Here is a 26,835-nt window from a genome sequence, read left to right on the forward strand (position 1 = left end):
TTACTGCGCGGGCGTGGGCAGCGGCGGAATCGCCTCTGTCGGCGCCGGCAGGTTCGGATTGGTCGGCGCCGGCGCCGGCTCGCTTGCCGGAGTTGGGGCTGGCTCTTCCTTGGGTGCAATCGGTGCCGTCTCGGCAGGCGGCGTCACCGTTTGCGAAGCAGCTGGCGCTGCCGGTTCTTCCTTTGGTGCCTCGACCTTCTCGGCTACCGGCGCCGCCTTGGGTTCCGGCACACCGAGGTCAGCCTTGGGCTTCTCGGGAATATGCTCGGCCTTCTTCACTTCCTGCGGCAGGAATACATCCACCAGCGCGAAATAACGGTCGTAGAACTTGGGCGCCGAGACCGTCTCGCTTGCCACCTTGACCATCGAGTCATCGGTGGAACCGATCGGCATCGATACCGAGCCCAACACACCCACACCGAGGCTTGCGGAATTGTTGACCTTCTTCAGCGCATAGCGATCCTGCAAGGCGTTGGCAAACATCGTCGAGTGGTTATTGCCCTTGCCGTCATCGGCACACACCACGTTGAAGCTGATCTGCAGGTGCGTCTCGCCGGTCTGCTGAAAGCTCTTGTTACCCACGACCAGCTTCGGATCGCTGCTGGTGATGATGTAGCCCTGGCTCAGCAGGGCACGCCGCGCCGCTTCGCAGGCCGCCACATCGCTGACCGGGTAATCACGGGAGAACGTACCGGAGTCGTCGAAATTCTCATGTTCATAAATAGCGGTCTTGGGTGACGAGCAGCCCGCGGCGCCCGCCAGCACCAGCGCCAACCCGAGGCTACGCAAGTGAAATGATGTCGACATCGAAAATCCTGAGGAAAACAGTCCGGGCGGTATTGTGCAACAGAACGGGGTCCTGGCGCGCGCATTCCTGTCGGTAAAACGTCACAGGCCTACAGGACGGTGCCTGCAGGAAAAAGCCCGGCGCCCATATGGTCGATAAACACACGCAGTTTGGCTGAAGCATGGCGACTTGCCGGCCATAACATCCAGAAGCTGCCGCGGTGCTCGAGAAAGTCATCCAGCACCCGCTGCAAATGCCCTTGCTGCACCGCGTCCCTGACCATGTAATCCGGCAGGCAGGCGATGCCCAGGCCTTCGTGCACCACATGGTTGAGCGATTCAATGGTCGTGCTGACCAACGGTGTGCGCAAAACAGGTTCTGCGGCGCCTGGCACAGGACGCAATGGCCATGGCTCCAATTTGCCGGTGGCGCAGAATTTGTGGCGCAGGCAAGCGTGGCCGCTCAAGTCCCGGGGCTGCTGCGGGGTGCCATGTTGCTCGAAATAGGCTGGCGTCCCCACCAGCACCAGACGGTAGTGCCCCAGATGACGCGCCATCAAGCGCGAATCTTCCGGCCTGCCTGTACGAATCACCGCGTCGAAGCCTTCCTCGATCACATCCACCATGCGGTCGGAAAAATCCACATCCAGTTCGATGTCCGGGTACGCACGCATGAAATCGCTGAGCACCGGCATCAACAGCCCACGCACCTGCGGCACGCTGATCCGCAACTTGCCGCGCGGCGTGAGGGTGGCCTCGGTCAGCTCCTGCTCCGCGGCCTCGACTTCGGCGAGAATCCGTCGCGAACGCTCGAGAAACAACGCCCCCTCGCTGGTCAAGGTGATACTGCGCGTACTGCGGTGAAACAGGCGCACGCCCAGGCGTTCCTCGGTGCGTGCGATGCTTTTGCCCACCGCCGAGGAAGACACGCCAAGCACGCGGCCCGCGGCGGTGAAGCTGCGGGTTTCCGCGACATGCACGAATACCGAGAGACTGCTCAGGCTGTCCATGGGCTTACCTACCAATTGCGGACGTAGGTGTCCGATAAGTTCGGAACCTTAGCCTGTTTTTCCGCAGCTCACAGCCCCCTATCCTGCTTCCTGGCCTTTTTCCATGGATAGCGTGCGATGAGCAACAGCCCTGCAATAACCGATTCGGCCCCCGCCAACCAACGTCAGGCCCTGCCACTGGGTGGTTTGCTGGCGTTGGCTTCGGCCGGGTTTATCACCATTCTCACCGAGGCAATGCCCGCCGGGCTCCTGCCGCAGATGAGCGACGGCCTGGGCGTCTCGCCGGCACTGGTGGGCCAGTTGGTCACCCTGTATGCCCTCGGCTCATTGCTCGCAGCCATTCCTCTCACGCTGCTGACCCGAGGCTGGCGTCGACGGCCATTGCTGCTGATTGCGATCGGAGGCTTTGCCTTGGTCAACAGCGTGACAGCGTTTTCCAGCCATTACGGGGTGACCCTGGTGGCACGCTTCTTCGCCGGGGTTTTCGCCGGGCTGCTCTGGGCGCTGCTGGCGGGATATGCCAGCCGCATGGTTGCGCCGCGCCTGCAAGGGCGGGCGATTGCCGTGGCGATGCTTGGCGCGCCCTTGGCCTTGTCTCTGGGTGTGCCGGCGGGCACGTTCCTGGGCACCACTGTTGGTTGGCGCTTGAGTTTCGCAATCATGACCGGGCTGACGCTGTTGCTGCTGATTTGGGCGCGCTGGCAGCTGCCGGATTTTGCAGGCGAACCTGCGGGAAAACGTCTGGGGCTGCGCCAGGTCCTGAATTTGCCAGGCATTCGTCCGGTGCTGTGGGTGACCTTTACCTACGTGCTGGCCCACAACATTCTCTATACCTACGTGGCGCCCCTGCTGGGGCCCGCCGGAATCGCCGCCGAGATTGATCGTGTGCTGCTGGTATTTGGCCTTGCCGCGCTGCTGAGCATCTGGCTGGCGGGCGTACTGATTGATCGATGGTTGCGGGTGTTGCTCGTGGCCAGCTGTACGCTGTTTGGCTTGATCGCCCTGGCGCTGGCGTTCTGGATCGAGTCGCCAGTGGTTGTCTACGGCGCCGTGGCGTTATGGGGCCTGGCGTTCGGCGGCCTGCCAGCGTTGCTGCAAACCGCACTGGCCAAGGCGGCCGGTGCATCGGCGGATGCAGCGCAGTCGATGCTGGTCACTGTATGGAACCTTGGGATTGCCGGCGGTGGGTTGGTCGGTGGCGTATTACTTCAAGGCTGGGGCGTCGGCGCCTTCGCGTGGGCGGTTGTGCTGCTGATGCTATTGGCTGTGATCGCCAGTCTGAAGAGCAGCCAATAAAAAGCCCCCGGTCCTTTCAGAGCGGGGGCTTTTTACTTCAAACCAACATCAGAATTTCTTGATGTCAGCCTTGGTTTCCAACTGCTTGCGGTAAGCGGCAAAGTCTTGCTGGCCAATACGGGAAGCGAGGAAGCGGCGGTATTGCGCCTTTTCTTCGTCCGTAGGCGCAGCGGCTTCGTTGACGCCGTTCAAGCGCACGATCACCAGGCTACCGTCCGCCAGGGTCACGGTAGTGAAGGTCGGCTTGTCCTTGCTTGCAGGCTTGGGCATGCGGAACAGGGCTTGCAGCACGGCCGGGTCGATCGCTTCCTGGCTACGGGTAGCCGCTTCAGTGACTTTCCAGGCCTGGCCGTCGATCGGCTGGTTCAGCGCAGTTTTGCCATCACGCAGGCTGGCGATCAACTCGTCAGCATGAGCCTTGGCAGCCGCGCTGGCGCGCTCCTTGGTCATCTGCGCACGGATAGCGGCAGAGACGCTTTCCAGTGGCAATTGCGTAGGCTTCAGATGCTCTTTGGCCCGCAGCACAATGATGGTTTCCGGGTCCAGCTCAATGGCGGTGCTGTTGGCACCTTCATCCAGCACTTCCGGGCTGAATGCAGCAGTGACCACCGCACGGTTGGCGGCAACACCTTCGCCACCTTCACGGCCAAACGGCGCCGAGGTGTGCACGGTGAGCTTCAGGTCAGACGCCGGCTGAGCCAGGTCGGAGGCTTCGAATGCCGCATCTTCCAATTGCTTGGTAGCCTCGACAAAACGTTGCTCAACCTGCTGAGTTTTGAGCTCGCGCGTCAGCTTGTCTTTCAGGCTGGCGAACGACGGCACTTGCGGTGCTTCAACGCCCAACAGCTTGATCAGGTGCCAACCGAAGGTGGTGCGTACCGGCGCTGACACCTGGTCCTTGTTCAGGGCGTACAGGGCAGTTTCGAAGTCCGGATCGTAGACGCCAGGGCCCGCGAAGCCGAGGTCACCGCCATTGGCGGCCGAACCTGGGTCCTGGGAGAACTCCTTGGCCAGGGCGTCAAACTTCTCACCCTTGGCCAGGCGTGCCTGGATTTCTTCGATCTTGGCCTTGGCTTGCGCGTCGGTTGTCTTGTCGTTGACTTCAATCAGGATGTGCGCGGCACGACGCTGTTCAGCGAGGTTGGCGGTTTCTTTCTGATAGGCAGCCTGCAGCTCATCGTCCTTGACAGTGACCTGGTCGAAGAACGAAGACTTCTTCAATTCCAGATAGTCGATAACCACCTGATCCGGGGTCATGAACTCTTTGGCGTGCTGGTCGTAGTAAGCCTTGACCTCATCGTCGGTGAGCTTCACCGCCGTAGGGTCGGCCTTGATGTTGACGGTGGCGAAGTCGCGGGTCTGTTTTTCCAGACGGGCGAATGCCAGCACTTCGGCGTCGGTGACAAAGCCGCTGCCGGCGAGACCTGCGCGAACCTGGCCGATCAGCATTTCCTGGGTCAGCATCTGACGGAATTGCAGACGGCTGTAGCCCAGTTGACGGATCACCTGGTCAAAGCGTTCGGCGTTGAACTGGCCGTCCACCTGGAATTCCGGCGTCTGCAGGATCACTTGGTCAAGCGCCGCTTCAGAGAAGCCGAACTTGGAATCGGCAGCACCTTGCAGCAGCAGTTTGCGATCGATCAGACCCTTGAGAGCCGCATCGCGCAGCAGTTTTTCGTCCAGCAGGGAAGCATCGAAATCCTTGCCCAGCTGTTGCATCAGCTGGCGACGTTGCATGTCGACGGCCTGGCTCAATTCGGTTTGGGTGATCTCTTCACCGTTGACCTTGGCCACGTCCTGCTTGTTGTTGGTCGAAGCCTGGAAAATGGCCTCGATACCGGTGAACGCCATCAATGCGACGATGATCCCGATAATGGTCTTGGCAATCCAGCCTTGTGAATTGTCCCTGATATTTTGCAGCATGCGTCCCCCAGAAACGGTTGATCTTCAAAAATTAGGCAACCGTGGAGCGTGGGTAGAGTCCGGATAGAAGAAAGGCGCATCCGAGGATGCGCCTTCTCGTAACTGGCGGAGCGGACGGGGGTTTGAACCAACACCCCAAGCCCTGGCGACCCGATGGATACTTGGGTCAGCTGCCGCTCCGCTGCCAGGCCAGACCTGCGTCTGACCCGGGTAGGTAAGGCTTGAGCGAAGCTTAGTTAACGGCTTCTTTCAGGGCTTTACCGGCTTTGAAACCTGGTTTCTTGGCAGCAGCGATTTGCAGTGCTTTGCCAGTCTGTGGGTTACGGCCAGTGCGAGCTGGGCGGTCGGTCACAGAGAAAGTACCGAAGCCTACCAGTACTACAGAGTCGCCGGCCTTCAGAGCGCCAGTGACGGATTCGATTACTGCGTCCAGCGCACGGCCAGCAGCAGCTTTCGGGATATCAGCGGATGCGGCGATAGCATCAATCAGTTCCGACTTGTTCACTCTAAGTCCCCTTATATATCTATTGAGTATGATTCTAAGTTTTTTGGTGAAAGCAAAAACCAGTGCTGAATGGCCTACAGACACTTAAGAGCCGCTTTATAACAAGGGCTCTAAAAAGCTGTCAAGGAAGCCACCCGGCTTAATCGCATTAATGCGTGCTAATTCTTTCCTTGGAATCAGACTCGCGTTTTTCATCCTTCGAGACTATCTCCGGAGCCACATCCGGCAAGGGCTCCGGCGCGTATTGCAGCGCAATTTGCAGGACCTCGTCAATCCATTTAACCGGTTTAATCTGAAGATCCTGCTTGATGTTGTCCGGAATTTCCTTCAAGTCGCGAACATTCTCTTCAGGAATGATCACCGTCTTGATACCACCGCGGTGTGCAGCGAGCAATTTCTCTTTCAGACCACCAATGGCCAATACCTGACCACGCAGGGTAATTTCCCCTGTCATTGCCACATCGGCTCGCACAGGTATGCCGGTCAATGCCGATACCAGTGCCGTGCACATGCCTACGCCAGCGCTAGGACCGTCTTTGGGCGTCGCCCCTTCCGGCATATGGATGTGGGTGTCGTGCTTCTCGTGGAAGTCCAAGGGAATCCCCAGGCTCTTGGCGCGGCTGCGCACCACGGTCTGCGCGGCAGTGATGGATTCGACCATCACATCACCCAGCGAACCGGTCTTGATCAACTGGCCTTTGCCCGGAATCACAGCGGCTTCGATGGTCAGCAATTCGCCACCCACCTGAGTCCACGCCAGGCCGGTCACCTGCCCTACCTGGTCTTGCTGCTCGGCCAGGCCGTAACGGAATTTCTTCACACCCAGGAAGTGTTCAAGGGAGTCAGCGACAACCTTCACAGAGAAGCGTTTTTCCAGCGCGTGTTCTTTGACCGCCTTGCGGCAAATCTTCGCAATCTGGCGCTCAAGGCCCCGTACACCCGCCTCGCGCGTGTAATAACGCACGATGTCGCGAATCGCTTCGACCTCAAACTCGATCTCGCCTTTTTTCAAGCCGTTGGCTGAAATCTGTTTAGGCGCGAGGTATTTGACGGCGATGTTGATCTTCTCGTCTTCGGTGTAACCCGGCAGACGAATCACCTCCATCCGGTCCAGCAGCGCTGGCGGAATATTCATGGAGTTGGAGGTGCACAGGAACATTACATCGGACAGGTCGTAGTCGACCTCCAGGTAATGGTCGTTGAAATTGTGGTTCTGCTCGGGGTCGAGCACTTCGAGCAATGCAGAGGCTGGATCGCCGCGCATGTCGCTGCCCATTTTGTCGATTTCATCGAGCAGGAACAGCGGGTTGCGCACGCCCACCTTTGTCATCTTTTGAATCAATCTTCCTGGCATCGAACCGATGTAAGTACGGCGATGGCCACGAATTTCAGCTTCATCACGCACACCACCGAGGGCCATGCGCACGAATTTGCGGTTGGTGGCGTTGGCGATGGACTCAGCCAGGGACGTTTTACCGACCCCCGGAGGACCCACCAGGCACAACACCGGACCACGAATTTTCTTCACGCGCTTTTGCACGGCGAGGTATTCGAGGATGCGTTCTTTGACCTCTTCGAGGCCGTAGTGGTCGGCGTCGAGGATGTCTTCAGCGCGCGCCAGGTCCAGACGCACTTTAGTCTGAGCCTTCCACGGCACCTGCACCAGCCAGTCGATGTAGGAACGCACCACGGTGGCTTCGGCAGACATTGGCGACATCTGCTTGAGCTTGTTCAGCTCAGCAGTAGCCTTGGTCAGCGCGTCTTTTGGCAGGCCGGCAGCATCGATGCGCTTTTTCAGCTCTTCGATTTCATTGTGGCCGTCCTCGCTGTCACCGAGTTCTTTCTGAATGGCCTTCATCTGCTCATTCAGGTAGTACTCGCGCTGGCTGCGCTCCATTTGTTTTTTCACGCGACCGCGGATGCGTTTTTCAACCTGCAGCAGGTCGATCTCGCCATCCAGCAGCGCCAGTACGTGCTCGACACGAGCCGGCAAGTCGATAATTTCGAGGATGTCTTGCTTCTGCTCGATTTTCAGCGCCATGTGCGCGGCCATGGTATCGACCAGGCGGCTTGGCTCATCAATGCTGTTGAGCGAGGACAGGACTTCAGCCGGGACTTTTTTACCCAACTGCACATACTGCTCGAACTGCGAGAGCAGGCTGCGCACAAACACTTCAGATTCGCGCTCAGGGGCTTCGACTTCGTCGATCAGCGCCACTTCGGCGCGCAGGTGGCCGTCCACCTCCATGAAACGCTCGACCGCGCCACGTTGCTCACCTTCCACCAGCACCTTGACGGTGCCATCGGGCAGCTTGAGCAATTGCAGGACGGTAGCAACGGTACCGACGCGATACAGGGCGTCTTCGCCTGGATCATCATCAGCAGGATTTTTCTGGGCCAACAGCAGGATCTGCTTGTCGCCCGTCATCGCGGCCTCGAGGGCTTCGATAGACTTCTCGCGCCCCACGAACAGCGGGATAACCATGTGCGGATAGACGACGACATCACGCAACGGCAGGAGAGGCAATTCGATGGTTGTCTTCATGATTTCGCCTCTATGACAGTTGAAAAGTAAGCTTGAAAACAAGATGGGGGCTGTATGCAAAAAAAACAAGCTCAATGCCAGCAGTTAAACGCATGAATAAACGCGAATTAAAAAAACTGCTGCAAAAAAGAAGGGGCCCCGAAAGGCCCCTTGCTTGTACTGCAACTGCAAAACGCTTAAGCGTCTGGTGCAGCCTTGGCAGCCGGCTCACTGTTTTCGTAGATATACAGTGGCTTGGATTTGCCTTCGATAACGCTTTCGTCGATCACCACTTTACTCACCTCGGACTGCGAGGGGATTTCGTACATGGTGTCGAGCAAAACGCCTTCGAGAATCGAGCGCAAACCACGTGCACCGGTCTTGCGCTCCAGTGCCCGCTTGGCCACTGATTTGAGTGCGTCGGTACGGAACTCGAGGTCTACACCTTCCATTTCGAACAGCTTGGCGTATTGCTTGGTCAGGGCGTTTTTCGGCTCGGTGAGGATCTGAATCAAAGCAGCCTCATCCAGCTCGTCCAACGTGGCCAGGACCGGCAGACGGCCAACGAATTCCGGGATCAGACCGAACTTGACCAGATCGTCAGGCTCGACTTCACGCAGGGACTCGCCCACCTTCTTGCCTTCTTCCTTGCTGCGCACTTCCGCACCGAAACCGATGCCGCCACGCGTGGAACGTTGCTGAATAACCTTTTCCAGACCGGAAAACGCACCGCCACAGATGAACAGGATGTTGCGCGTATCAACCTGAAGGAATTCCTGTTGCGGGTGCTTGCGACCACCTTGAGGCGGAACGGAAGCAACCGTGCCTTCGATCAGTTTCAACAGGGCCTGCTGCACGCCTTCACCGGAAACATCACGGGTGATCGACGGGTTGTCGGACTTGCGCGAAATCTTGTCGATTTCGTCGATGTAGACAATACCCATCTGGGCCTTCTCTACGTCGTAGTCGCACTTCTGCAGCAGTTTCTGAATGATGTTCTCGACGTCCTCACCCACGTAGCCAGCCTCGGTGAGGGTGGTGGCGTCGGCGATGGTGAACGGAACGTTCAACAGGCGAGCGAGGGTTTCTGCAAGCAAGGTTTTACCCGAGCCTGTAGGGCCGATCAGCAAGATGTTGCTCTTGCCGAGTTCGACTTCGTCACCTTTCTTGTCACGCTGGTTCAAGCGCTTGTAGTGGTTGTACACCGCTACGGCCAGAACCTTCTTTGCACGCTCTTGACCAATCACATACTGATCAAGGATGCCGCTGATTTCTTTAGGCGAAGGCAATTTATGCGCGCTGCTTTCGGCCTGAGCTTCCTGCACCTCCTCGCGGATGATGTCATTGCACAGGTCGACGCACTCGTCGCAGATAAACACCGAGGGGCCGGCAATCAATTTGCGTACTTCATGCTGGCTTTTGCCGCAGAAGGAGCAATAGAGCAGCTTGCCGTTGTCCTCGCCGTTGCGGGTGTCAGTCATTCGTTCGATCCAAATCCGATAGGCTTGCAACACAAGATGAAGGCTTATGCGGGCTTTTTCAAGCCCGCCGGTGGTCGGACATGCCGACCAGCCCTATTTTGAGGTGCTTATATTAAGCGGGGCGCTTTTCGATCACTGCGTCGATCAACCCATAGGCGCGTGCAGCTTCCGCGCTCATGAAGTTGTCGCGATTGGTGTCACGCTCGATTTCTTCCAGGGTGTGCCCGCTGTGCTTGGCCATCAACGTGTTGAGGCGCTCACGAATAAACAGGATTTCCTTGGCGTGAATTTCGATGTCCGACGCCTGGCCCTGGAAGCCGCCCAGCGGCTGGTGAATCATCACGCGCGAGTTAGGCAGGCAGTAACGCTTGCCCTCGGCACCCGCGGTGAGCAGGAACGCGCCCATGCTGCAGGCCTGACCGATGCAGGTCGTCGATACGTTTGGCTTGATGAACTGCATGGTGTCGTAGATCGACATACCCGCCGTCACCGAACCGCCCGGGGAGTTGATGTAAAGATGGATGTCCTTGTCCGGGTTTTCCGCTTCAAGGAACAGCAGTTGCGCGCAGATCAGGTTGGCCATGTAGTCCTCTACAGGGCCGACCAGAAAGATCACTCGTTCCTTGAGCAGGCGCGAGTAGATGTCATAGGCGCGTTCGCCACGAGCAGATTGCTCGACAACCATCGGGACCAGGCCGCCAGCGGCCTGGATATCAGAGTTCTGCTGAATATAGGAATTACGGAACATGCTCTGCAGTTACTCCCAAATAGTCATGTCTTGAAAACGCATAAGCCAGCGCGAGGCTGGCTTATGGTTGTATTTCGAACGAGTTGGACAATCAGTCGGCTTGTGCTGCTTCCGCCGGTTTGACTGCTTCTTCGTAAGAGACCGCTTTGTCGGTCACCTTAGCCTTCTGCAGAACAGTATCCACAACTTGTTCTTCCAGCACAACCGAACGTACTTCGTTCAGCTGCTGGTCGTTCTTGTAGTACCAAGCCACGACCTGCTCTGGCTCTTGGTAGGCGGAAGCCATTTCCTGGATCATTTCGCGAACGCGATCTTCGTCAGGCTTGAGGTCGAATTGCTTGACCACTTCTGCCACGACCAGACCCAGCACAACGCGGCGCTTGGCTTGCTCTTCGAACAGCTCGGCCGGCAGTTGGTCAGGCTTGATGTTGCCACCGAACTGCTGAACCGCTTGAACGCGCAGGCGATCCACTTCGTTGGACAGCAGAGCCTTAGGCACTTCGATCGGGTTGGCAGCCAGCAGACCGTCCATGACCTGGTTCTTGACCTTGGACTTGATGGCCTGACGCAGCTCACGCTCCATGTTCTTGCGAACTTCGGTGCGGAAGCCGTCGATACCGGTTTCCTTGATACCGAATTGAGCGAAGAACTCTTCGTTCAGCTCTGGCAGCTTAGGCTCGGAAACACTGTTGACGGTCACGGTGAACTCGGCGGCTTTGCCGGCCAGGTCCAGGTTCTGGTAGTCAGCAGGGAACGTCAGGTTCAGAACGCGCTCTTCGCCAGCTTTGGCGCCAACCAGGCCGTCTTCGAAGCCAGGGATCATGCGGTTCGAACCCAGCACCAGCTGAGTGCCCTTGGCGGAGCCGCCAGCGAATACTTCGCCGTCAACCTTGCCAACGAAATCGATGTTCAACTGGTCTTCGTTCTGAGCAGCGCGATCGACCGCTTCGAAACGGGTGTTCTGCTTGCGCAGGATTTCCAGCATGTTGTCCAGGTCGGCATCGGCCACTTCAGCGCTCAGGCACTCTACGGCGATGTCTTCGAAACCGGCAACGGTGAACTCCGGGAACACTTCGAATACGGCAACGTATTCCAGGTCTTTGCCGGCTTCCAGGGATTTAGGTTCGATCGAAGGCGAGCCAGCCGGGTTCAGCTTGTGCTCGACAACAGCTTCGTAGAACGAAGCCTGGATCACGTCACCTACAGCTTCCTGACGCGCATCGGCGCCAAAACGACGCTTGATTTCGCTCATTGGCACTTTGCCTGGACGGAAACCAGCGATCTTGGCCTTTTGGGCAGTCTGCTGCAGACGCTTGTTGACCGCAGTCTCAATACGCTCTGCCGGCACGGTGATGCTCAGGCGGCGCTCGATAGCAGTAGTATTTTCAACAGAAACTTGCATGGATATTCCTCGTTGCACAGACGTTAGCCGGCCGTTTCCGACCCCAGAATCAAGGGCATGCATTCTAGTGGGTCAAACTCAAGAAGTCACCCTACTGAAAACGGGTAGAAAAACAGCAGGCCATTTATAGGTTCAAGTGCACGCATGCACTTTATCCCGTTAGCAAATACAGCTCATCACGCCAGGGCTCTGCATCAGCCTTCTATATATAGAAGAGCGTAGATGCGCCCCCTTGGCGACCGACCTTGCGTGCAAGGCCGAAGGGCGCGGCAGCAGCATCGAGACACACAAATACGACGAAACGCCCCACCCTGGAAACTCAAGACACTTAAACAAAAACGGCACAGCCCTTTTCAGGTACTGCGCCGTTATTCGCTATTAAATAGCTGCACTGACCCTGATATAGCCGAGAATCAGTTCTACACGCTCAAAACCGGCAACGATTCTAACGCCAAGGCATTGAGAATGCTTGCTTTTTCTTGGCGTCAAGACACCGCTCGTGGCAGATGGAAATTTTCGGCGCAAAAAAAAGCGCCAGATCATTGATCTGGCGCTTTTTCTGAATATGGGGTGGACGAAGGGGATCGAACCCTCGACAACGGGAGTCACAATCCCGTGCTCTACCAACTGAGCTACGCCCACCATATTGCATTAACAAAGAACCCAAACATCTTCTTTGCCGAACCTCGCATCCCCTGACGGGGGTGCAAAGCTTTAATTGGTGCGGATGAAGAGACTCGAACTCTTACGCCTCGCGGCGCTGGAACCTAAATCCAGTGTGTCTACCAATTCCACCACATCCGCGCTTGAAGCTCTTAAAGCAAAGGCGCCAGATGATTAATCTGGCGCCTTTTAAAATATGGGGTGGACGAAGGGGATCGAACCCTCGACAACGGGAGTCACAATCCCGTGCTCTACCAACTGAGCTACGCCCACCATATAGCGCTACTTGTGCCAAAGCTGCCTAATGGCGCACCCGGCAGGACTCGAACCTGCGACCATCCGCTTAGAAGGCGGATGCTCTATCCAGCTGAGCTACGGGCGCCTGATTAATCTGTACTCTTGGAGGATTACAAACTAAGTGCTTCCAGCCTTGCACGACAACAATTGTGCTCGACCTTCTTAACCAGTGCTAGGCTGTGCCCGACAAGTGCGACGAATAGTATAGACGCCTCGGAAACCCGTCAAATCTTTTTTGAAAAAAATTCATTTTATTTAAGGGGTTAGGGCAATTTGCAGCCCAAGCGCCTTTGCCCTCACGTCTTGGCATGCGAGAATGCGCGCACTTTTCTTCCCCCTCTCGATGGTTAATCACGCGTAATGACTGCACAACTTATCGACGGCAAATCAATCGCCGCCAGCCTGCGCCAGCAGATCGCCAAACGAGTCACCGAGCGTAGCCAGCAAGGCCTGCGCACGCCTGGCCTCGCGGTGATCCTGGTCGGCAGCGATCCTGCCTCTCAGGTTTATGTCTCGCACAAGCGTAAAGACTGTGAAGAGGTCGGCTTTATTTCCAAGGCCTACGACCTGCCGGAAGACACCACCCAGCAGGCCCTGACCGACCTGATCGACAGCCTCAATGACGACCCGGGCATCGACGGCATCCTGCTGCAGCTGCCACTGCCCGAGCACCTGGATGCTTCCAAACTGCTGGAGCGCATCCGTCCCGACAAAGACGTCGACGGTTTCCACCCGTATAACGTCGGCCGCCTGGCCCAGCGTATCCCGCTGCTGCGCCCGTGCACCCCGAAAGGCATCATGACCCTGCTGGAAAGCACCGGCGTCGATCTGTACGGCCTCGATGCCGTCGTCGTCGGCGCGTCCAACATTGTCGGTCGCCCGATGGCCATGGAGTTGCTGCTGGCTGGCTGCACCGTGACCGTCACTCACCGTTTCACCAAAGACCTCGCTGGCCATGTCGGCCGCGCCGACTTGGTAGTGGTGGCTGCCGGCAAACCCGGCCTGGTCAAAGGTGAGTGGATCAAAGAAGGCGCCATCGTCATCGACGTGGGCATCAACCGCCAGGAAGACGGCAAGCTCGTCGGCGATGTGGTGTACGAAACCGCCCTGCCCCGCGCCGGCTGGATTACACCAGTGCCAGGCGGCGTTGGCCCGATGACTCGAGCATGCCTGCTGGAAAACACCTTGTACGCGGCAGAAACACTGCACGACTGATAAGTGACTGCCATGAAAAGCCCCGCCTGACAGCGGGGCTTTTTTATTGGGCGCAATTAACCGACGACGATGCGTCGTACCTGCCGGTGGCTGCGCTACCCGCCTGGCCTGCCTCGTTTACAACACTGAAAGTGGGCCATTTGCCTGTAAGCACCCTGCCTGACTATTGTGGGCAACTTCATCCGGCGCACGCGGGTAAAACCGTCGGCCTAAGCCGCCTTGAAAAAAACCTGCCACGATGACCAGGTTTTTCTAAAAATCGGTACAACCCTGACCAATCATCGGCTTACAGCCTTTCTTTAAAGGCTCTCTATCGCTTTCTGATCCATACTCCTAAAATGTAACGGCATTTGTCATATAACCCGTTCCTGAACGGTATTTCCTTACTTTTTAGCGAGTTCACCCGCGTGAAAATTCGTCTCTCTATTGTCAGCCTATTTTTTGCATTTACAGGCACCTTCGCGCACGCAGCCGAAACCACCTTGGCCCCGCGCGACACCTCCAAACTGCAGATCGCTTCCGGCAGCGCCATGCTGGTTGACCTGCAGACCAACAAAGTCATCTATTCCAGCAACCCCGATGTCGTCGTGCCCATCGCCTCCGTCAGCAAACTGATGACCGGCCTGATCGTGCTTGAAGCCAAGCAGAACATGGACGAATACATCGACATCAACATCAAAGACACGCCAGAAATGAAAGGCGTGTTCTCGCGCGTGAAAATCGGCAGCGAAATGCCGCGCAAGGAAATGCTGCTGATTGCCCTGATGTCTTCGGAAAACCGCGCTGCCGCCAGCCTGGCCCACCACTACCCAGGCGGCTACCCAGCCTTTATTGCTGCAATGAACGCCAAGGCCAAGGCCCTGGGCATGACCAGCACGCACTATGTCGAACCCACCGGGCTGTCGATTCACAACGTGTCCACTGCGCGCGACTTGAGCAAGCTGCTGGCCTATGCGCGCAAGTTTCCGATGCTGAGTCAGTTGAGCACCACCAAGGAAAAGACCGTGTCGTTTCGCAAACCCAACTACACCCTGGGTTTCTCCAACACTGACCACCTGATCAACCGCGCCAACTGGGACATCAAGTTGACCAAGACCGGTTTCACCAATCAGGCTGGCCACTGCCTAGTGCTGGTCACCAGCATGAGTAACCGCCCAGTGTCGCTGGTGATTCTGGATGCGTTTGGCAAATTCACCCACTTTGCCGATGCCGGGCGCATTCGCAACTGGGTCGAGACTGGCAAGAGCGGTTCGGTGCCGGACGTAGCGCTGCGCTACAAGGCCGACAAGAACCTGAAGAACCGCCCGAATGCCGCAGAAGTGCGTCGCTAAGCACCACAATTCCAATGTGGGAGCGGGCTTGCTCGCGAAGGCGGTGGGTCAGTCATGAATGTATCGACTGACACTCGGCTTTCGCGAGCAAGCCCGCTCCCACGTGGGGCTCAGCGTATTTTTACTTCCTTTGCGCCAACACCTTGAGCGCCTGCGCCGCCGCTTGCTCCTGGCCGGCTTGGGCGGTCGCGTTCGCCGCCGCCCGCCAGCGCTGCTCATCCACATTCGCCGGCAGCTGGCTCGGACGCTGAGTCAGGATGGCCCAGTTGCCTGCGCTCTTCCACGCTGACTCAAAGTCGCTGAAACCCATCACCAAACGCCGGTCCATGCCCGAGCGCAACAGCACCGTGCTCTTCTGTTGATTGAACCCCACCACCACGACATAACGTGTGCCGGACCAAAAGCTCGGGTTGATCCGCGCCATCACCGGGTAACCCGCCGCCACCTGCGCCAGCACGGCCGTCAGCTGGATGTCCAGCGGATACACCATCAGCCCGTATTCACGCGCCAGCACCTGCATGTTGCGCTCCAGGTCCGCCTCGCCGCCTGGCAAGTGCAGGGGCTTATCCAGCAAACCGGGTGTCATGACAATGCCTTGTTGCGACAGCATGCTGGCTAAAGCCGAGGGGCCACTCAGGTAAGCCTCGCTGCGAAAGGTCGGCACGCCGTTGAGTTCGACACGCTCCGGCAGGCCCGCCAGCCTGGACGGGTGCCCGGAACAGGCCGCGAGCCCCAGAGCGCAGGCCAGCAGCAAGGATGTTTTAACGTTCGACCGTAACCGCAATTTTTTACTCTCTTGATCAACTGCCGGTAAGGGCCCTGATCATAGGATGCTCCGCACGGCGGGTATAGCCCGAGGCGTCAGTAAAATGCGCTGGATAGAGCAAACAAGTTGGATGGACTCGACCATTGGTCAATAGCAGGCAACCGTCAGGTAGCTAGACTGTCCATTGAGAAGACTGTGTGTGCCCCCTGCGGGGCGAAAGGAGGCCCGAATGAGCCTTGCAACAACGATTTTCCTGTTGATCTGCGGTTGGCTGGCGGTAGCCAGCGCCATGTTGTGGGGGGTCATGCGCGTGACTCGCCGGCATCATCACCCCCACGTCAAACCCGCTGCACCGGCCAAACACCCCAAGGCCGCGGTGCATCACGCCTAGCCGGGCATGCAATTGAAGTCTTGAGTCGCTGCCACTTCCTTGCCGTGCCCGTCCTTGAGGACGGCACGCACGGTGGTGCCCAGGCTCGATTCAGTCAGGGTGTAATGCTCACCCGCCTGGAAATGCTTGTACTCGACCCGGCCCTGGCAATCCTGCTGATTGTCATCGCCCGCCTCCTCCTCGAATAAGGTCACATCCAGGCGATGGTCACCCGGTGTCACCTCAAAAAAGCGCCCGTCGTCCACGCGCTTGCCGTCGACACGCTCGGCCATCAGGTCATTCGGCGCCTCTTCTTTCAAACCAATCCAGGCTTCGCTCGGGTCAGCCTTGGGAATCGGGCCGGCGCAGGCCGACAACAACAAAACAGCACCAAGGGCTGGGATCAACAACAATGGTTTAAGTGACATGGCAGGGCTCCAAAGGACATCAGAAAAAAACGTTGGACGGCGTCAAAATGTGTCGCGTCCGATGGGAGACAAGCTTGGAGAGCTGCCCTTTGTAGAACAAATGAATACATATGAAACGATCTTCAGCCGTTAACTAAATGTTCCTTCACCTGGCTGAAAGGTGCGTGTTAGGTGGGTCGGGCAAGACTGCCGGGGTTTGCAATTCTGCTCCCTCGGAGGTTCACGCATGCTCGGGCTGGTAAAGACCGCACTGCAAAAGCCGTACACGTTTATCGTGTTGGCCATATTCATCTGTATCGTCGGGCCGATGGCGGCCCTGAAAACCCCTACGGATGTTTTCCCCGATATCGGCATCCCCGTCGTCGCGGTGGTCTGGCAGTACAACGGCCTGTCGCCGGACGCCATGGCCGGTCGGGTGATCTACACCTACGAACGCTCCCTGAGCACCACCGTCAACGACATCGAACACATCGAATCGCAATCGCTGCCCGGCATGGGCATCGTCAAGATCTTCTTCCAGCCTGGGGTCGACATCCGCACCGCCAACGCGCAAGTGACCGCGGTGTCACAAACCGTGCTCAAGCAGATGCCACCGGGCATCACGCCACCGCTGATCCTCAACTACAGCGCCTCCACGGTGCCGATCCTGCAAATGGCGTTCTCCAGCCCCAGCCTCTCGGAAGCCAAGATCCGTGACCTGGTGCAGAACAACATTCGCCTGCCGCTGAGCGCCCTGCCCGGCCTGGCCATGCCCACGCCAATGGGCGGCAAGCAGCGCCAGATCACCCTCGACCTCGACCCGCAAGCCCTGGCGGCCAAAGGCCTGTCGGCGCAGGACGTGGGCAACGCCCTGGCGCTGCAGAACCAGATCATCCCGGTGGGCACCGCCAAGCTCGGCCCCAACGAATACACGATCCTGCTCAACAACAGCCCCAAGGCGATTGATGAACTCAACGACCTGCCGATCAAGACGGTCGATGGCGCACTGATCACCATCGGCCAAGTGGCGCACGTGCGTGACGGTTCGCCGCCGCAGACCAACATCGTGCGCGTCGACGGCCACCGCGCGGTGCTGATGCCGGCGTTGAAAAACGGCAGCATCTCGACCTTGTCGATCATCGACGGCATCCGCCAGATGTTGCCGCGCATCAACGAAACCCTGCCGCCGTCGCTGAAGACCTCGCTGTTGGGCGACGCCTCGGTGTTCGTCAAGCAATCGGTGGGCAGCGTGGCCCAGGAAGGCATCATCGCCGCGCTGCTGACCAGTGCGATGATCCTGCTGTTCCTCGGCAGCTGGCGTTCGACGCTGATCATCGCCGCATCGATTCCCTTGGCCGTGCTGTCGGCGATCGCGCTGCTGGCGGTCACCGGGCAAACCCTCAACGTCATGACCCTGGGCGGGCTGGCGCTGGCGGTGGGGATTCTGGTGGACGACGCCACGGTTACCATCGAAAACATCAACTGGCACCTGGAACAAGGCAAGGCGGTGAAGACCGCGATCCTCGACGGCGCCGCACAAATCGTCGGCCCGGCGTTCGTCTCGCTGCTGTGTATCTGCATCGTGTTCGTGCCGATGTTCCTGCTGCAAGGCATCGCCGGCTACCTGTTCCGGCCGATGGCGCTGGCGGTGATTTTCGCCATGGCCAGTTCGTTCATCCTTTCGCGCACCCTGGTGCCGACCCTGGCGATGTTCCTGCTCAAGCCGCACACACCGGAACAAGGCGCAGGGCATCACCTCGAAGATGCATTCATCAACCACCACGAAGGCGATCAGCACAAGAAACCGCGCAACGCCGTGCTGCAATCGGTGCTTAATTTTCAGCAAGGCTTCGAGCGCCACTTCTCGAATATCCGCGACACTTACCACGGCTTGCTGATTCTCGCGCTGGGCAACCGCAAGCGCTTTATCGTCGGCTTCCTGGCCTGCGTGCTTGCCTCGTTCCTGCTGCTGCCCAGCCTGGGCCAGGACTTCTTCCCGGCCACCGATGCCGGCGCCCTCGCCCTTCACGTGCGCCTGCCGCTGGGCACGCGGATTGAAGAAAGCGCCGCCGCCTTCGACCGGATTGAAGCGCGGATTCGCGAAGTGATACCCGCCGAAGAACTCGACACCATCGTCGACAACATCGGCATTCCGCTCAGCGGCATCGACATGGCCTACAGCAGCAGCGGCACCATCGGCCCGCAGGATGGCGACATCCAGGTCACGCTGAAAAAAGACCACGCGCCCACCGCCGACTACGTGAAAAAACTGCGTGAAGCCTTGCCGGAAAGCTTCCCCGGCAGCCACTTCGCGTTCCTGCCGGCGGACATCAGCAGCCAGATCCTCAACTTCGGCGCACCGGCCCCGCTGGACGTGAAGATCTCCGGGCGCAGCGATGAAGAAAACCGCACCTACGCGGTGGAACTCGAACGTCGCCTCTCGCACATTCCGGGCATCGCCGACCTGCGCATCCAGCAGTCCACCGGCTACCCATCGCTGCAAGTTAACGTTGATCGCATGCGCGCCAATGGCCTGGGCATCACCGAGCGTGACGTGACCAACAGCATGGTCGCCTCCCTCGCCGGCAGCTCGCAAACCGCGCCGACCTTCTGGCTCAACCCGGCCAACGGCGTGTCGTACTCCATCGTGGCGGCAACGCCGCAATACCGCCTCGACAGCCTGCCGTCACTGGAAGCCTTGCCGGTCACCGGGGCCGATGGCCAGTCACAAATTCTCGGCGGCGTAGCCACCATCGAACGCGTGCAAAGCCCGGCAGTGGTGACCCACTACAACATCGAACCCACCCTGGACCTGTATGCCAACGTGCAAGGCCGCGACCTCGGCGGCGTGGCGCGCGATGTGCAAAAAGTGCTGGATGACACCACCTCCATGCGCCCCAAAGGCGCGGTGATCAGCCTGCATGGGCAGATCGATGCGCTGCACGAAGCCTTCAGTGGTTTGAGCTTCGGCCTGCTCGGCGCCGTGGTGCTGATCTACTTGCTGATCGTGGTCAACTTCCAGTCGTGGGCCGACCCGTTCGTGATCATCACCGCCTTGCCGGCCGCGCTGGCGGGCATCGTGTGGATGCTGTTCCTCAGCGGCACTTCGCTGTCGGTGCCTGCGCTGACCGGAGCCATCCTGTGCATGGGCGTGGCCACCGCCAACTCGATCCTGGTGGTGAGCTTCTGCCGTGAACGCCTGGCCGAACATGGCGATGCGTTGAAGGCCGCGATGGAGGCCGGTTACACGCGCTTCCGGCCAGTGTGCATGACGGCTCTGGCGATGATCATCGGCATGTTGCCGCTGGCGTTGTCCGAAGAGCAGAACTCGCCCCTTGGCCGGGCGGTGATCGGCGGCTTGATCTTCGCCACCGTCGCCACCCTGTTTTTTGTACCCGTGGTCTTCAGCCTGGTCCACGGTCGTCACCCTACTCGCGCTGCTGCTGGAGAAACTTCACATGTCGTCTGATCACAAACCCTCGCGCAAGCGTCTGATGCTCATGGGTGTCGGCGGCCTGACACTGGCCGCCCTGTTGGTCGCCAACGGCCTGCACGCCCGCACGATGCACGAACAATCGGTGAGTGCCTGGACCGAAACCGCCGCCATCCCGCAAGTGATGGTGTTCCAGCCCAAACAAAACGTGGCCGGCGACACCTTGCGCCTGCCCGCGCACCTTGAGGCCTGGAGCAAGGCACCGATCCACGCACGCGTCAGCGGCTACTTGAAGGACTGGAAAGCCGACATCGGCACCCAGGTCAAAGCCGGGCAAGTGCTCGCCGAAATCGACAGTCCCGACCTCGACCAGCAAATGGCGCAGACCCACGCGCGGCTGGTGCAGGAGCAAGCCAACGCGCGCCTGGCCGAAACCACCGCCACGCGCTGGCAGAACCTGTTGGCCAGCCATTCGGTGTCGCGTCAGGAGGCCGATGAAAAAACCTCCAACGCTGCCGCCGCCAAAGCCAATGCCGAGGCGGCCGCCGCCGACTACGCACGCCTGTCGGCGCTGGAAAGCTACAAGACCATCCGCGCGCCGTTCGCCGGCACCATCACCGCGCGCAACACCGATATTGGCCAGTTGATCAAGGCTGATACCGACAGTGATCCGGAGCTGTTCAACATTGCCGATACCCATCAACTCAGACTTTACGTGCCCGTGCCGCAGAACTATGCAGCCGTGATTCATCCAGGGTTAGAAGCCGAGCTGACGGTGCCCGAGCACCCCGGCGAGCACTTCAAGGCGCGCCTGATCGGCGACTCCACGGCCATCGACCGCCGCTCCGGCACCCTGCTTGCGCAGTTCGTCGCCGACAACCCCAACGGCGAATTGCTGCCCGGTGATTACGCCGAAGCCACGCTGCCCATTCCGGCGGATACCCACGGCGTGAGCATCCCGGCCAGCGCACTGATCTTCCGCGCCCAAGGTACCCAGGTTGCGGTGCTGGACGCGCAAAATCACGTGCACCTGCAAGGCATCCACATCGGCCTCGACCTGGGCGAACGGCTGGTGATCGACCAAGGTTTGAAACCCGCCGACCGCGTGGTCGACAACCCGCCCGATGCCCTGCGCGAAGGCGACCCCGTGCAACTGGCCGACGCCGGAGGTGCGCATGCGCCCAAGGCTTAAACCCCTGGCGGCGTTGATGCTGCTGCTGTTGCAGGGCTGCTCGATGGCGCCCACCTACAAGGTGCCGTCGGTGGACCTGCCGGCCGGCTATCGCGAACAGACCAGCGATGGCCCGTGGCACAGCGCGCAGCCGTCCGACCAACTGGCGCCCGAGTGGTGGAAGCTCTACAACGACCCGCGCCTGACCGACCTGCAACAGCAACTGCTCAAGGCCAACCCGGATCTGGCGGCGGCGTTGGCGCATTTCGATGCGTCCCAGGCGTATGCCAGCCAGTTGCACGCCGGGTTGTTCCCGCAAATTACTGCCAGTGCGCAGCCGCTGCGCCAGCGGCAATCGGACACACGACCACTGCGCGGGGATACGCAGCCGTCGGTGTACAACAGCAATACGGCGGGCTTCTCGCTGAGCTACGACCTGGACCTGTGGGGCAAGATTCGCAACCAGGTCGCGGCTGGCGATGCCCAGGCGCAAGCATCCGGCGATGATTTGGCGGTGGCGCGCCTGAGCCTGCAGCACCAGTTGGCGACGCTGTATGTGCAGCTCAACGGGCTGGATGCGCAGAGCCGGATTCTGAACAGCTCACTGGACGATTTCAGCCAGGCGTTGCAACTCACGCGCAGCCGTTACGAAGGCCAGATTGCCTCGGAGCTGGACCTCACCCGTGCGCAAAACCAACTGGCCGAAGCCAAGGCGCAACTGGACGAAGTGCGCGGGCAACGCAACCTGACCGAACACGCGATTGGCGAATTGGTGGGTGTGGCGGCCAGTAACTTCAGCTTGCCGTCCAGCCAGCAATTGATTGCGCTGCCAGGGATTCCATCGCAGTTGCCCAGCCACCTGTTGCAACGGCGCCCAGACATCGCGGCGGCGGAACGCCGAGTGTTTGCTGCCAATGCCAACATCGGCGTGGCAAAGGCCGCGTGGTACCCGGACTTCAGCTTGACCGGGTTGATTGGCGGGCAAACTCAGGGGGTTGGCAACCTGCTGTCCGCCGGTAACCGCTACTGGGCGCTGGGGCCGTTGGTGAACTTGCCGATCTTTGATGGCGGACGCTTGAGTGCCAATGAACGTCAGGCCAAAGCCGAGTTTGAAGAGGCGTCGGCGCAGTACCGCAGCCATGTGCTCAAAGCCGTGCGCGAGGTGGAAGACAACCTGGCGCAGCTAAGGGATTTGCAGCAGGAAGCGCAGGACGAACAAGCGGCGGCGGATGCGGCGCAGCACACGCAATCTCTGGCGATGAACAGCTATCAGGCCGGTGCCGTGAGTTACCTGGATGTGGTGACGGCGCAGACAGCGGCGTTGCAGGCACAGAGGACGTTGCAGGCGGTGCAGACGCGGCAGTTGCAGGCGAGTGTGGGGTTGGTGACGGCGCTCGGCGGTGGATGGCAACCGGGCGCCTCAGATCGCTCGTAGGTTCAGCTCGGTTCCAGATGTGAGAGGGGGCTTGCCCTCGATGGTGGTGTGCCATAAGGCTTATTTGTAACTGATACACCGCAATCGGGGGCAAGCCCCCTCCCACAGGGGTTCTGCGCCAGACACACAATGTGTGAACACCTCAGATCCAATGTGGGAGGGGCTTGCCCTCTCACAATGGGCCTGCGCCAGACACAAAATGTATGAACACCTCAGATCCAATTTGGGTGGGGGCTTGCCCTCTCACAGGGGTTCTGCGCCAGACACAAAATGTATGAACACCTCAGATCCAATTTGGGAGGGGGCTTGCCCTCTCACAATGGGCCTGCGCCAGACACAAAATGTATGAACACCTCAGATCCAATTTGGGTGGGGGCTTGCCCCTCCCACAGGGGCCTGCGCCAGACACAAAATGTATGAACACCTCAGATCCAATGTGGGAGGGGGCTTGCCCCCGATGGCGGCCTTCCAGACACATCCTGCCAAAAGCCTGTCGATCACTCCTGGATTACCCGATCTAGCCTCTCAACACCCACCCAGAGAGAGGCCAAGGAATGCCTGACTTACCCGCTTCACACCGCCTGCGTATTGGACGCTTCAGCGAACCCAACCGCATCTACCTCATCACCACCAACACTCACGAACGTCTTCCCATCTTTAGCAACTTCCACCTGGGTCGCCTGGTGGTCTGGCAATTTCGGCTGGCCCAATACCAAGGGCTCGCCAACTCCCTGGCGTGGGTGATCATGCCGGACCATTTCCACTGGATTATTGAACTGCAAAAAGGCTCGCTGGCAGATTTGATGCGGCATGTGAAATCCAAGAGCACGCGGTCGGTCAATGGCGCAAGTGGGCGCAAGGGAAGGCTCTGGCAGGAAAGTTTCCATGACCGCGCGCTGCGCAAGGAGGATGACTTGGTGCAAATGGCCAGGTATGTGGTGGCCAATCCACTGCGGGCCGGGTTGGTGCAACGGATTGGCGACTACCCGTTATGGGACGCAATTTGGGTCTAATGCCCAGCAAACCCGTTCAAACAGCACAGCTCAAATGTGGGAAGGGGATTGCCCCCTCCCACATTTTTCAACCGCCTGTCAGGCAGCGAGTTTGCCGCTGGCGATCGCTGCCGAAGCGGCCACCATCGCCCTCAACAACACCGCACACCCCGCCGCCAGGTCATCCGGTGCGGCGTTCTCGATTTCGTTGTGGCTGATGCCGCCTTCGCACGGCACAAAGATCATCCCGGCCGGGCCGAGTTCGGCGACGAAGATCGCGTCGTGCCCTGCCCCGCTGACGATGTCCATGTTCGACAGCCCCAGCCCATTCGCCGCATCCCGCACAGCGTCCACGCAGCCTTTATCGAAATACAGCGGCGGGAAATCGGCGGTGGGTTCCAGCTCAAACGTCAGCCCATGCTTGGCACAGGTTTCGTCGATCACCTTGCGCACCTGGGCAATCATCGAATCCAGGCGTGCCGGCTCCAGGTGACGGAAGTCCAGGGTCATGCGCACTTCACCGGGGATGACGTTGCGCGATCCAGGATAAGCCTGCAGGCACCCGACAGTGCCACACGCATGCGGCTGATGCCCCAGCGCCGCCGCATTCACCGCCGCCACCACGGCCGCCGCGCCCACTAACGCATCTTTGCGCAAGTGCATCGGCGTCGGCCCCGCATGCGCCTCAACACCGCGCAGTTTCAGGTCGAACCACTTTTGCCCCAGAGCCCCCAACACCACGCCGATGGTTTTCTTTTCATCCTCAAGAATCGGCCCTTGTTCAATATGCGCCTCGAAGTAAGCCCCGACCTTATGCCCACTGACCGGCCGCGTGCCCGCATAGCCAATTGCATTAAGCGCATCACCCACGCTCACGCCCTCCACATCCACCTTGGCCAAGGTCTCGGCCAGGGTAAATTTCTCGGCAAAAACGCCCGAACCCATCATGCACGGTGGAAAACGCGAGCCTTCCTCGTTGGTCCACACCACCACTTCCAGCGGCGCTTCGGTTTCGATCTTGAGGTCGTTGAGCGTGCGCAGCACTTCCACACCCGCCAACACGCCGAAGCAACCGTCGAACTTGCCGCCGGTGGGCTGGGTGTCGATATGGCTGCCCGTCATCACTGGCGGCAAGTCGGGATTGCGACCCGGGCGCCGGGCGAAGATGTTGCCGATGGCGTCGATGGTCACGGTGCAACCAGCTTCCTCGCACCACTGCACAAACAGATCACGGGCTTTGCGATCGAGGTCGGTAAGGGCCAGTCGGCACACGCCGCCCTTGGGTGTGGCGCCGAATTTGGCCAGGTCCATCAGCGACTGCCACAAGCGATCGCGGTTGATGTGCTGATGGGTGGATTGCAGAACGTCGATGGCAGCGTTCATGGGGATCTCCTCAGGCTACATTTCTTATGAATTGACGCGATTCCAACGGTTGGAAATGGGGTCTGAAAATGTGGGAGCGGGCTTGCTCGCGAAGGGGCCGTGTCAGTCGCTGCAAATGTCGGCTGGAAGACCGCATTCGCGGGCAAGCCCGCTCCCACATTTGGATTGCATTTCAACCTTTTACAGGGGTGTTTTTACTGCGAGCGGCAAGGCTCTGCGCTTGGCATTCAGCCCGTAATACAGAACGCCACCCAACGCCGATCCGGTAAACCAGCCATAGCTGTAGAACCAGCTGAACGCATCACTGCCCAGCGACAGCAGGGTCAGCACCACGGGCACGCCGAAGGCGATAAAACCGCTCCAGTTCCACGCCGGGTACACGTCGTCACGGTACAGACCGGCCAGGTCGAGCTGCTGTTTGCGGGTGATGAAGTAGTCCACCACCATGATCCCGGCGATCGGCCCCAGCAGGCTTGAATAGCCCAGCAACCAGTTCGAATACACGGTTTCCAGGCTCACGTCCGAGACGATCAGCCCGAGTTTTTTCAGCAGTTCGTGGCCCATCAACGCAAGCCCCACCAGGCCAGTGAGGATCACCGCAGTGGTGCGGTTGATCAGCTTGGGCGCGATATTCTGGAAGTCGTTGGTCGGTGAGACGATGTTCGCCGCGGTGTTGGTGGACAAGGTGGCGATGATGATCAGCAGCATCGCGATGGCCACCCACACCGGGCTCTGGATGTGCCCGATCAAGGTCACCGGGTCGGAGACGCTGACGCCTACCAGTTTCACCGACGCGGCGGTCATGATCACGCCAAGGGCCGCGAACAGGAACATGGTCAGAGGCAGGCCGAAAATCTGCCCGAGAATCTGGTCCTTCTGACTCTTGGCGTAGCGGCTGAAGTCGGGAATATTCAGCGACAGCGTCGCCCAGAAACCCACCATCGCCGTGAGCCCCGCCATGAAGTAACCGGTCAGGCTCGCGCCCTCGGGGCGCTTGGGTGGAATCGCCATCAGCTCGCTGATTGACACGTTCGGCATTGCCCACACCAGCAGGCCGATACCCACCGCCACCAGCAGCGGCGCAGACAGGGTTTCGAGGCGTTTGATCGACTCGGCGCCGCGCAGCACCACCCACAGGTTCAGGCACCAGAAAATCATGAAGCCGATGACTTCACCCGTACCGCCAAGGGATTTCCAGCCCTCGAAAATCGAGCCCAGAAACAGGTGAATCGCCAGCCCGCCGAACATCGTCTGAATGCCAAACCAGCCGCACGCCACCAGCGCGCGAATCAGGCACGGCACGTTGGAGCCGAGGATGCCAAACGACGAACGCAACAAGACGGGAAACGGAATGCCGTACTTGGTGCCGGGAAACGCGTTAAGGGTCAGCGGGACCAGCACCACGATATTGGCCAGCAAAATCGCCATCAGCGCCTCGCCCACCGACAAGCCAAAGTAGGCGGTGAGCACCCCGCCGAGCGTGTAAGTGGGCACGCAGATCGACATGCCGACCCACAGCGCGGTGATGTGCCACTTGTTCCAGGTGCGTTCGTGCACCTTGGTCGGTGCCATGTCGTGGTTGTAGCGGGGGCTGTCGAGGACGTCGGCGCCGGCGTCGAGTTCGTACAGGCCGTTGCGTTCAATGACTTGCGATCTGTTCTGTTGCATGGCCGCTCCACGGTTTTTTCGAATTATTG

Annotated in this window: 20 protein-coding genes and 4 tRNA genes; 8 read left to right on the top strand and 16 right to left on the bottom strand. The window is 59.3% G+C overall.

The features are described from left to right. Positions 1-807 carry a DUF2242 domain-containing protein gene (locus AB5I78_RS18050; protein ID WP_145163935.1) on the bottom strand — a complete coding sequence of 269 codons (807 nt, stop codon included), beginning with the start codon at positions 805-807 and terminating at the stop codon, positions 1-3. Between the two features lie 89 nt (positions 808-896). Further along, positions 897-1,796, bottom strand: a complete 900-nt coding sequence (locus AB5I78_RS18055) for a LysR family transcriptional regulator (RefSeq protein WP_145163933.1) — start codon at positions 1,794-1,796, stop codon at positions 897-899. Positions 1,797-1,913: 117 nt separating this feature from the next. Between AB5I78_RS18055 and AB5I78_RS18060 the strand changes: the two genes are divergently transcribed. Next, positions 1,914-3,092 carry an MFS transporter gene (locus AB5I78_RS18060; RefSeq protein WP_369303221.1) on the top strand — a complete coding sequence of 393 codons (1,179 nt, stop codon included), beginning with the start codon at positions 1,914-1,916 and terminating at the stop codon, positions 3,090-3,092. A gap of 48 nt (positions 3,093-3,140) precedes the next feature. Here AB5I78_RS18060 and AB5I78_RS18065 read toward each other — a convergent pair whose 3' ends face one another. The 10 genes from AB5I78_RS18065 to AB5I78_RS18110 form a co-directional block, all read right to left on the bottom strand. Next, entirely contained in the window at positions 3,141-5,015 is a 1,875-nt protein-coding gene (locus tag AB5I78_RS18065) for a SurA N-terminal domain-containing protein (protein WP_145163929.1), read from the bottom strand. Between the two features lie 232 nt (positions 5,016-5,247). Continuing rightward, positions 5,248-5,520: an HU family DNA-binding protein gene (locus tag AB5I78_RS18070; protein ID WP_003174819.1), complete on the bottom strand. Its 273-nt coding sequence runs from the start codon at positions 5,518-5,520 to the stop codon at positions 5,248-5,250. Between the two features lie 148 nt (positions 5,521-5,668). After that, positions 5,669-8,065 carry an endopeptidase La gene (gene lon, locus AB5I78_RS18075; RefSeq protein WP_119739770.1) on the bottom strand — a complete coding sequence of 799 codons (2,397 nt, stop codon included), beginning with the start codon at positions 8,063-8,065 and terminating at the stop codon, positions 5,669-5,671. A 176-nt stretch (positions 8,066-8,241) separates the two neighbouring features. Then, entirely contained in the window at positions 8,242-9,525 is a 1,284-nt protein-coding gene (gene clpX / locus AB5I78_RS18080) for an ATP-dependent Clp protease ATP-binding subunit ClpX (protein ID WP_017136464.1), read from the bottom strand. A 112-nt stretch (positions 9,526-9,637) separates the two neighbouring features. Then, the gene (clpP, locus tag AB5I78_RS18085) at positions 9,638-10,273 is read right to left on the bottom strand and encodes an ATP-dependent Clp endopeptidase proteolytic subunit ClpP (RefSeq protein WP_083357884.1); all 636 of its coding nucleotides are present in this window, start codon (positions 10,271-10,273) and stop codon (positions 9,638-9,640) included. 91 nt (positions 10,274-10,364) lie between these two features. Next, positions 10,365-11,675, bottom strand: a complete 1,311-nt coding sequence (gene tig / locus AB5I78_RS18090) for a trigger factor (protein ID WP_369303222.1) — start codon at positions 11,673-11,675, stop codon at positions 10,365-10,367. Between the two features lie 566 nt (positions 11,676-12,241). Next, positions 12,242-12,317, bottom strand: a tRNA-His gene (locus AB5I78_RS18095). 77 nt (positions 12,318-12,394) lie between these two features. Then, a tRNA-Leu gene (locus tag AB5I78_RS18100) sits at positions 12,395-12,479 on the bottom strand. Between the two features lie 56 nt (positions 12,480-12,535). Further along, positions 12,536-12,611, bottom strand: a tRNA-His gene (locus AB5I78_RS18105). A gap of 32 nt (positions 12,612-12,643) precedes the next feature. Continuing rightward, positions 12,644-12,720: transfer RNA gene (locus tag AB5I78_RS18110), tRNA-Arg, on the bottom strand. Positions 12,721-12,995: 275 nt separating this feature from the next. Here AB5I78_RS18110 and folD point away from each other — a divergent pair. Next, complete coding sequence (gene folD, locus AB5I78_RS18115; protein ID WP_106578848.1) at positions 12,996-13,850, top strand: bifunctional methylenetetrahydrofolate dehydrogenase/methenyltetrahydrofolate cyclohydrolase FolD; 855 nt, start codon at positions 12,996-12,998, stop codon at positions 13,848-13,850. Positions 13,851-14,257: 407 nt separating this feature from the next. Next, positions 14,258-15,181 (top strand): D-alanyl-D-alanine endopeptidase, encoded by a 924-nt coding sequence (gene pbpG / locus AB5I78_RS18120; protein WP_145163788.1) that lies wholly within the window; start codon positions 14,258-14,260, stop codon positions 15,179-15,181. Positions 15,182-15,302: 121 nt separating this feature from the next. Here the strand turns inward: pbpG and AB5I78_RS18125 are convergent, their stop codons facing one another. Continuing rightward, a complete protein-coding gene (locus tag AB5I78_RS18125) occupies positions 15,303-15,965 on the bottom strand; it encodes a peptidase C39 family protein (protein ID WP_369303030.1) in 663 nt (220 codons plus the stop codon). Between the two features lie 211 nt (positions 15,966-16,176). Here AB5I78_RS18125 and AB5I78_RS18130 point away from each other — a divergent pair, with 211 nt between their 5' ends. Then, entirely contained in the window at positions 16,177-16,338 is a 162-nt protein-coding gene (locus tag AB5I78_RS18130) for a hypothetical protein (RefSeq protein ID WP_178119724.1), read from the top strand. Here the strand turns inward: AB5I78_RS18130 and AB5I78_RS18135 are convergent. Further along, on the bottom strand, positions 16,335-16,745 hold the full coding sequence (locus AB5I78_RS18135; RefSeq protein ID WP_106578850.1) for a hypothetical protein: 411 nt from the start codon (positions 16,743-16,745) through the stop codon (positions 16,335-16,337). The genes AB5I78_RS18130 and AB5I78_RS18135 overlap by 4 nt on opposite strands. A gap of 226 nt (positions 16,746-16,971) precedes the next feature. On the opposite strand from AB5I78_RS18135, the gene AB5I78_RS18140 reads away from it, so the two are divergent. From AB5I78_RS18140 to AB5I78_RS18155, 4 genes are all read left to right on the top strand, one after another. Continuing rightward, positions 16,972-20,193, top strand: coding sequence for an efflux RND transporter permease subunit (locus tag AB5I78_RS18140; RefSeq protein ID WP_369303031.1), 3,222 nt, complete (start codon positions 16,972-16,974; stop codon positions 20,191-20,193). Next, complete coding sequence (locus AB5I78_RS18145) at positions 20,183-21,349, top strand: efflux RND transporter periplasmic adaptor subunit (RefSeq protein ID WP_145163782.1); 1,167 nt, start codon at positions 20,183-20,185, stop codon at positions 21,347-21,349. Before AB5I78_RS18140 ends, AB5I78_RS18145 begins: the two co-directional genes overlap by 11 nt. Continuing rightward, positions 21,333-22,763 carry an efflux transporter outer membrane subunit gene (locus tag AB5I78_RS18150; RefSeq protein WP_369303032.1) on the top strand — a complete coding sequence of 477 codons (1,431 nt, stop codon included), beginning with the start codon at positions 21,333-21,335 and terminating at the stop codon, positions 22,761-22,763. The genes AB5I78_RS18145 and AB5I78_RS18150 overlap by 17 nt, the downstream gene beginning before the upstream one ends. A 554-nt stretch (positions 22,764-23,317) precedes the next feature. Next, positions 23,318-23,776: a transposase gene (locus AB5I78_RS18155; protein ID WP_242199316.1), complete on the top strand. Its 459-nt coding sequence runs from the start codon at positions 23,318-23,320 to the stop codon at positions 23,774-23,776. A 78-nt stretch (positions 23,777-23,854) separates the two neighbouring features. Here AB5I78_RS18155 and AB5I78_RS18160 read toward each other — a convergent pair whose 3' ends face one another. Both AB5I78_RS18160 and AB5I78_RS18165 read right to left on the bottom strand, forming a co-directional pair. After that, positions 23,855-25,138 (bottom strand): Zn-dependent hydrolase, encoded by a 1,284-nt coding sequence (locus tag AB5I78_RS18160; protein WP_262206063.1) that lies wholly within the window; start codon positions 25,136-25,138, stop codon positions 23,855-23,857. A 180-nt stretch (positions 25,139-25,318) separates the two neighbouring features. Then, positions 25,319-26,806: an NCS1 family nucleobase:cation symporter-1 gene (locus AB5I78_RS18165; protein ID WP_369303033.1), complete on the bottom strand. Its 1,488-nt coding sequence runs from the start codon at positions 26,804-26,806 to the stop codon at positions 25,319-25,321. Positions 26,807-26,835: the final 29 nt, after the last annotated feature.

The organism is Pseudomonas sp. N2-3-1-14 (assembly GCF_041228395.1).
Classification (GTDB): Bacteria; Pseudomonadota; Gammaproteobacteria; order Pseudomonadales; family Pseudomonadaceae; genus Aquipseudomonas.

Excerpts from the sequence above, each read along its gene's own strand:
- AB5I78_RS18050 (WP_145163935.1), bottom strand. The coding sequence starts at position 807 with ATGTCGACATCATTTCACTTGCGTAGCCTCGGGTTGGCGCTGGTGCTG.
- AB5I78_RS18055 (WP_145163933.1), bottom strand. The coding sequence starts at position 1,796 with ATGGACAGCCTGAGCAGTCTCTCGGTATTCGTGCATGTCGCGGAAACC.
- AB5I78_RS18060 (WP_369303221.1), top strand. The coding sequence starts at position 1,914 with ATGAGCAACAGCCCTGCAATAACCGATTCGGCCCCCGCCAACCAACGT.
- AB5I78_RS18065 (WP_145163929.1), bottom strand. The coding sequence starts at position 5,015 with ATGCTGCAAAATATCAGGGACAATTCACAAGGCTGGATTGCCAAGACC.
- lon (WP_119739770.1), bottom strand. The coding sequence starts at position 8,065 with ATGAAGACAACCATCGAATTGCCTCTCCTGCCGTTGCGTGATGTCGTC.
- clpX (WP_017136464.1), bottom strand. The coding sequence starts at position 9,525 with ATGACTGACACCCGCAACGGCGAGGACAACGGCAAGCTGCTCTATTGC.
- clpP (WP_083357884.1), bottom strand. The coding sequence starts at position 10,273 with ATGTTCCGTAATTCCTATATTCAGCAGAACTCTGATATCCAGGCCGCT.
- tig (WP_369303222.1), bottom strand. The coding sequence starts at position 11,675 with ATGCAAGTTTCTGTTGAAAATACTACTGCTATCGAGCGCCGCCTGAGC.
- folD (WP_106578848.1), top strand. The coding sequence starts at position 12,996 with ATGACTGCACAACTTATCGACGGCAAATCAATCGCCGCCAGCCTGCGC.
- AB5I78_RS18130 (WP_178119724.1), top strand. The coding sequence starts at position 16,177 with ATGAGCCTTGCAACAACGATTTTCCTGTTGATCTGCGGTTGGCTGGCG.
- AB5I78_RS18135 (WP_106578850.1), bottom strand. The coding sequence starts at position 16,745 with ATGTCACTTAAACCATTGTTGTTGATCCCAGCCCTTGGTGCTGTTTTG.
- AB5I78_RS18140 (WP_369303031.1), top strand. The coding sequence starts at position 16,972 with ATGCTCGGGCTGGTAAAGACCGCACTGCAAAAGCCGTACACGTTTATC.
- AB5I78_RS18145 (WP_145163782.1), top strand. The coding sequence starts at position 20,183 with ATGTCGTCTGATCACAAACCCTCGCGCAAGCGTCTGATGCTCATGGGT.
- AB5I78_RS18150 (WP_369303032.1), top strand. The coding sequence starts at position 21,333 with ATGCGCCCAAGGCTTAAACCCCTGGCGGCGTTGATGCTGCTGCTGTTG.
- AB5I78_RS18155 (WP_242199316.1), top strand. The coding sequence starts at position 23,318 with ATGCCTGACTTACCCGCTTCACACCGCCTGCGTATTGGACGCTTCAGC.
- AB5I78_RS18160 (WP_262206063.1), bottom strand. The coding sequence starts at position 25,138 with ATGAACGCTGCCATCGACGTTCTGCAATCCACCCATCAGCACATCAAC.
- AB5I78_RS18165 (WP_369303033.1), bottom strand. The coding sequence starts at position 26,806 with ATGCAACAGAACAGATCGCAAGTCATTGAACGCAACGGCCTGTACGAA.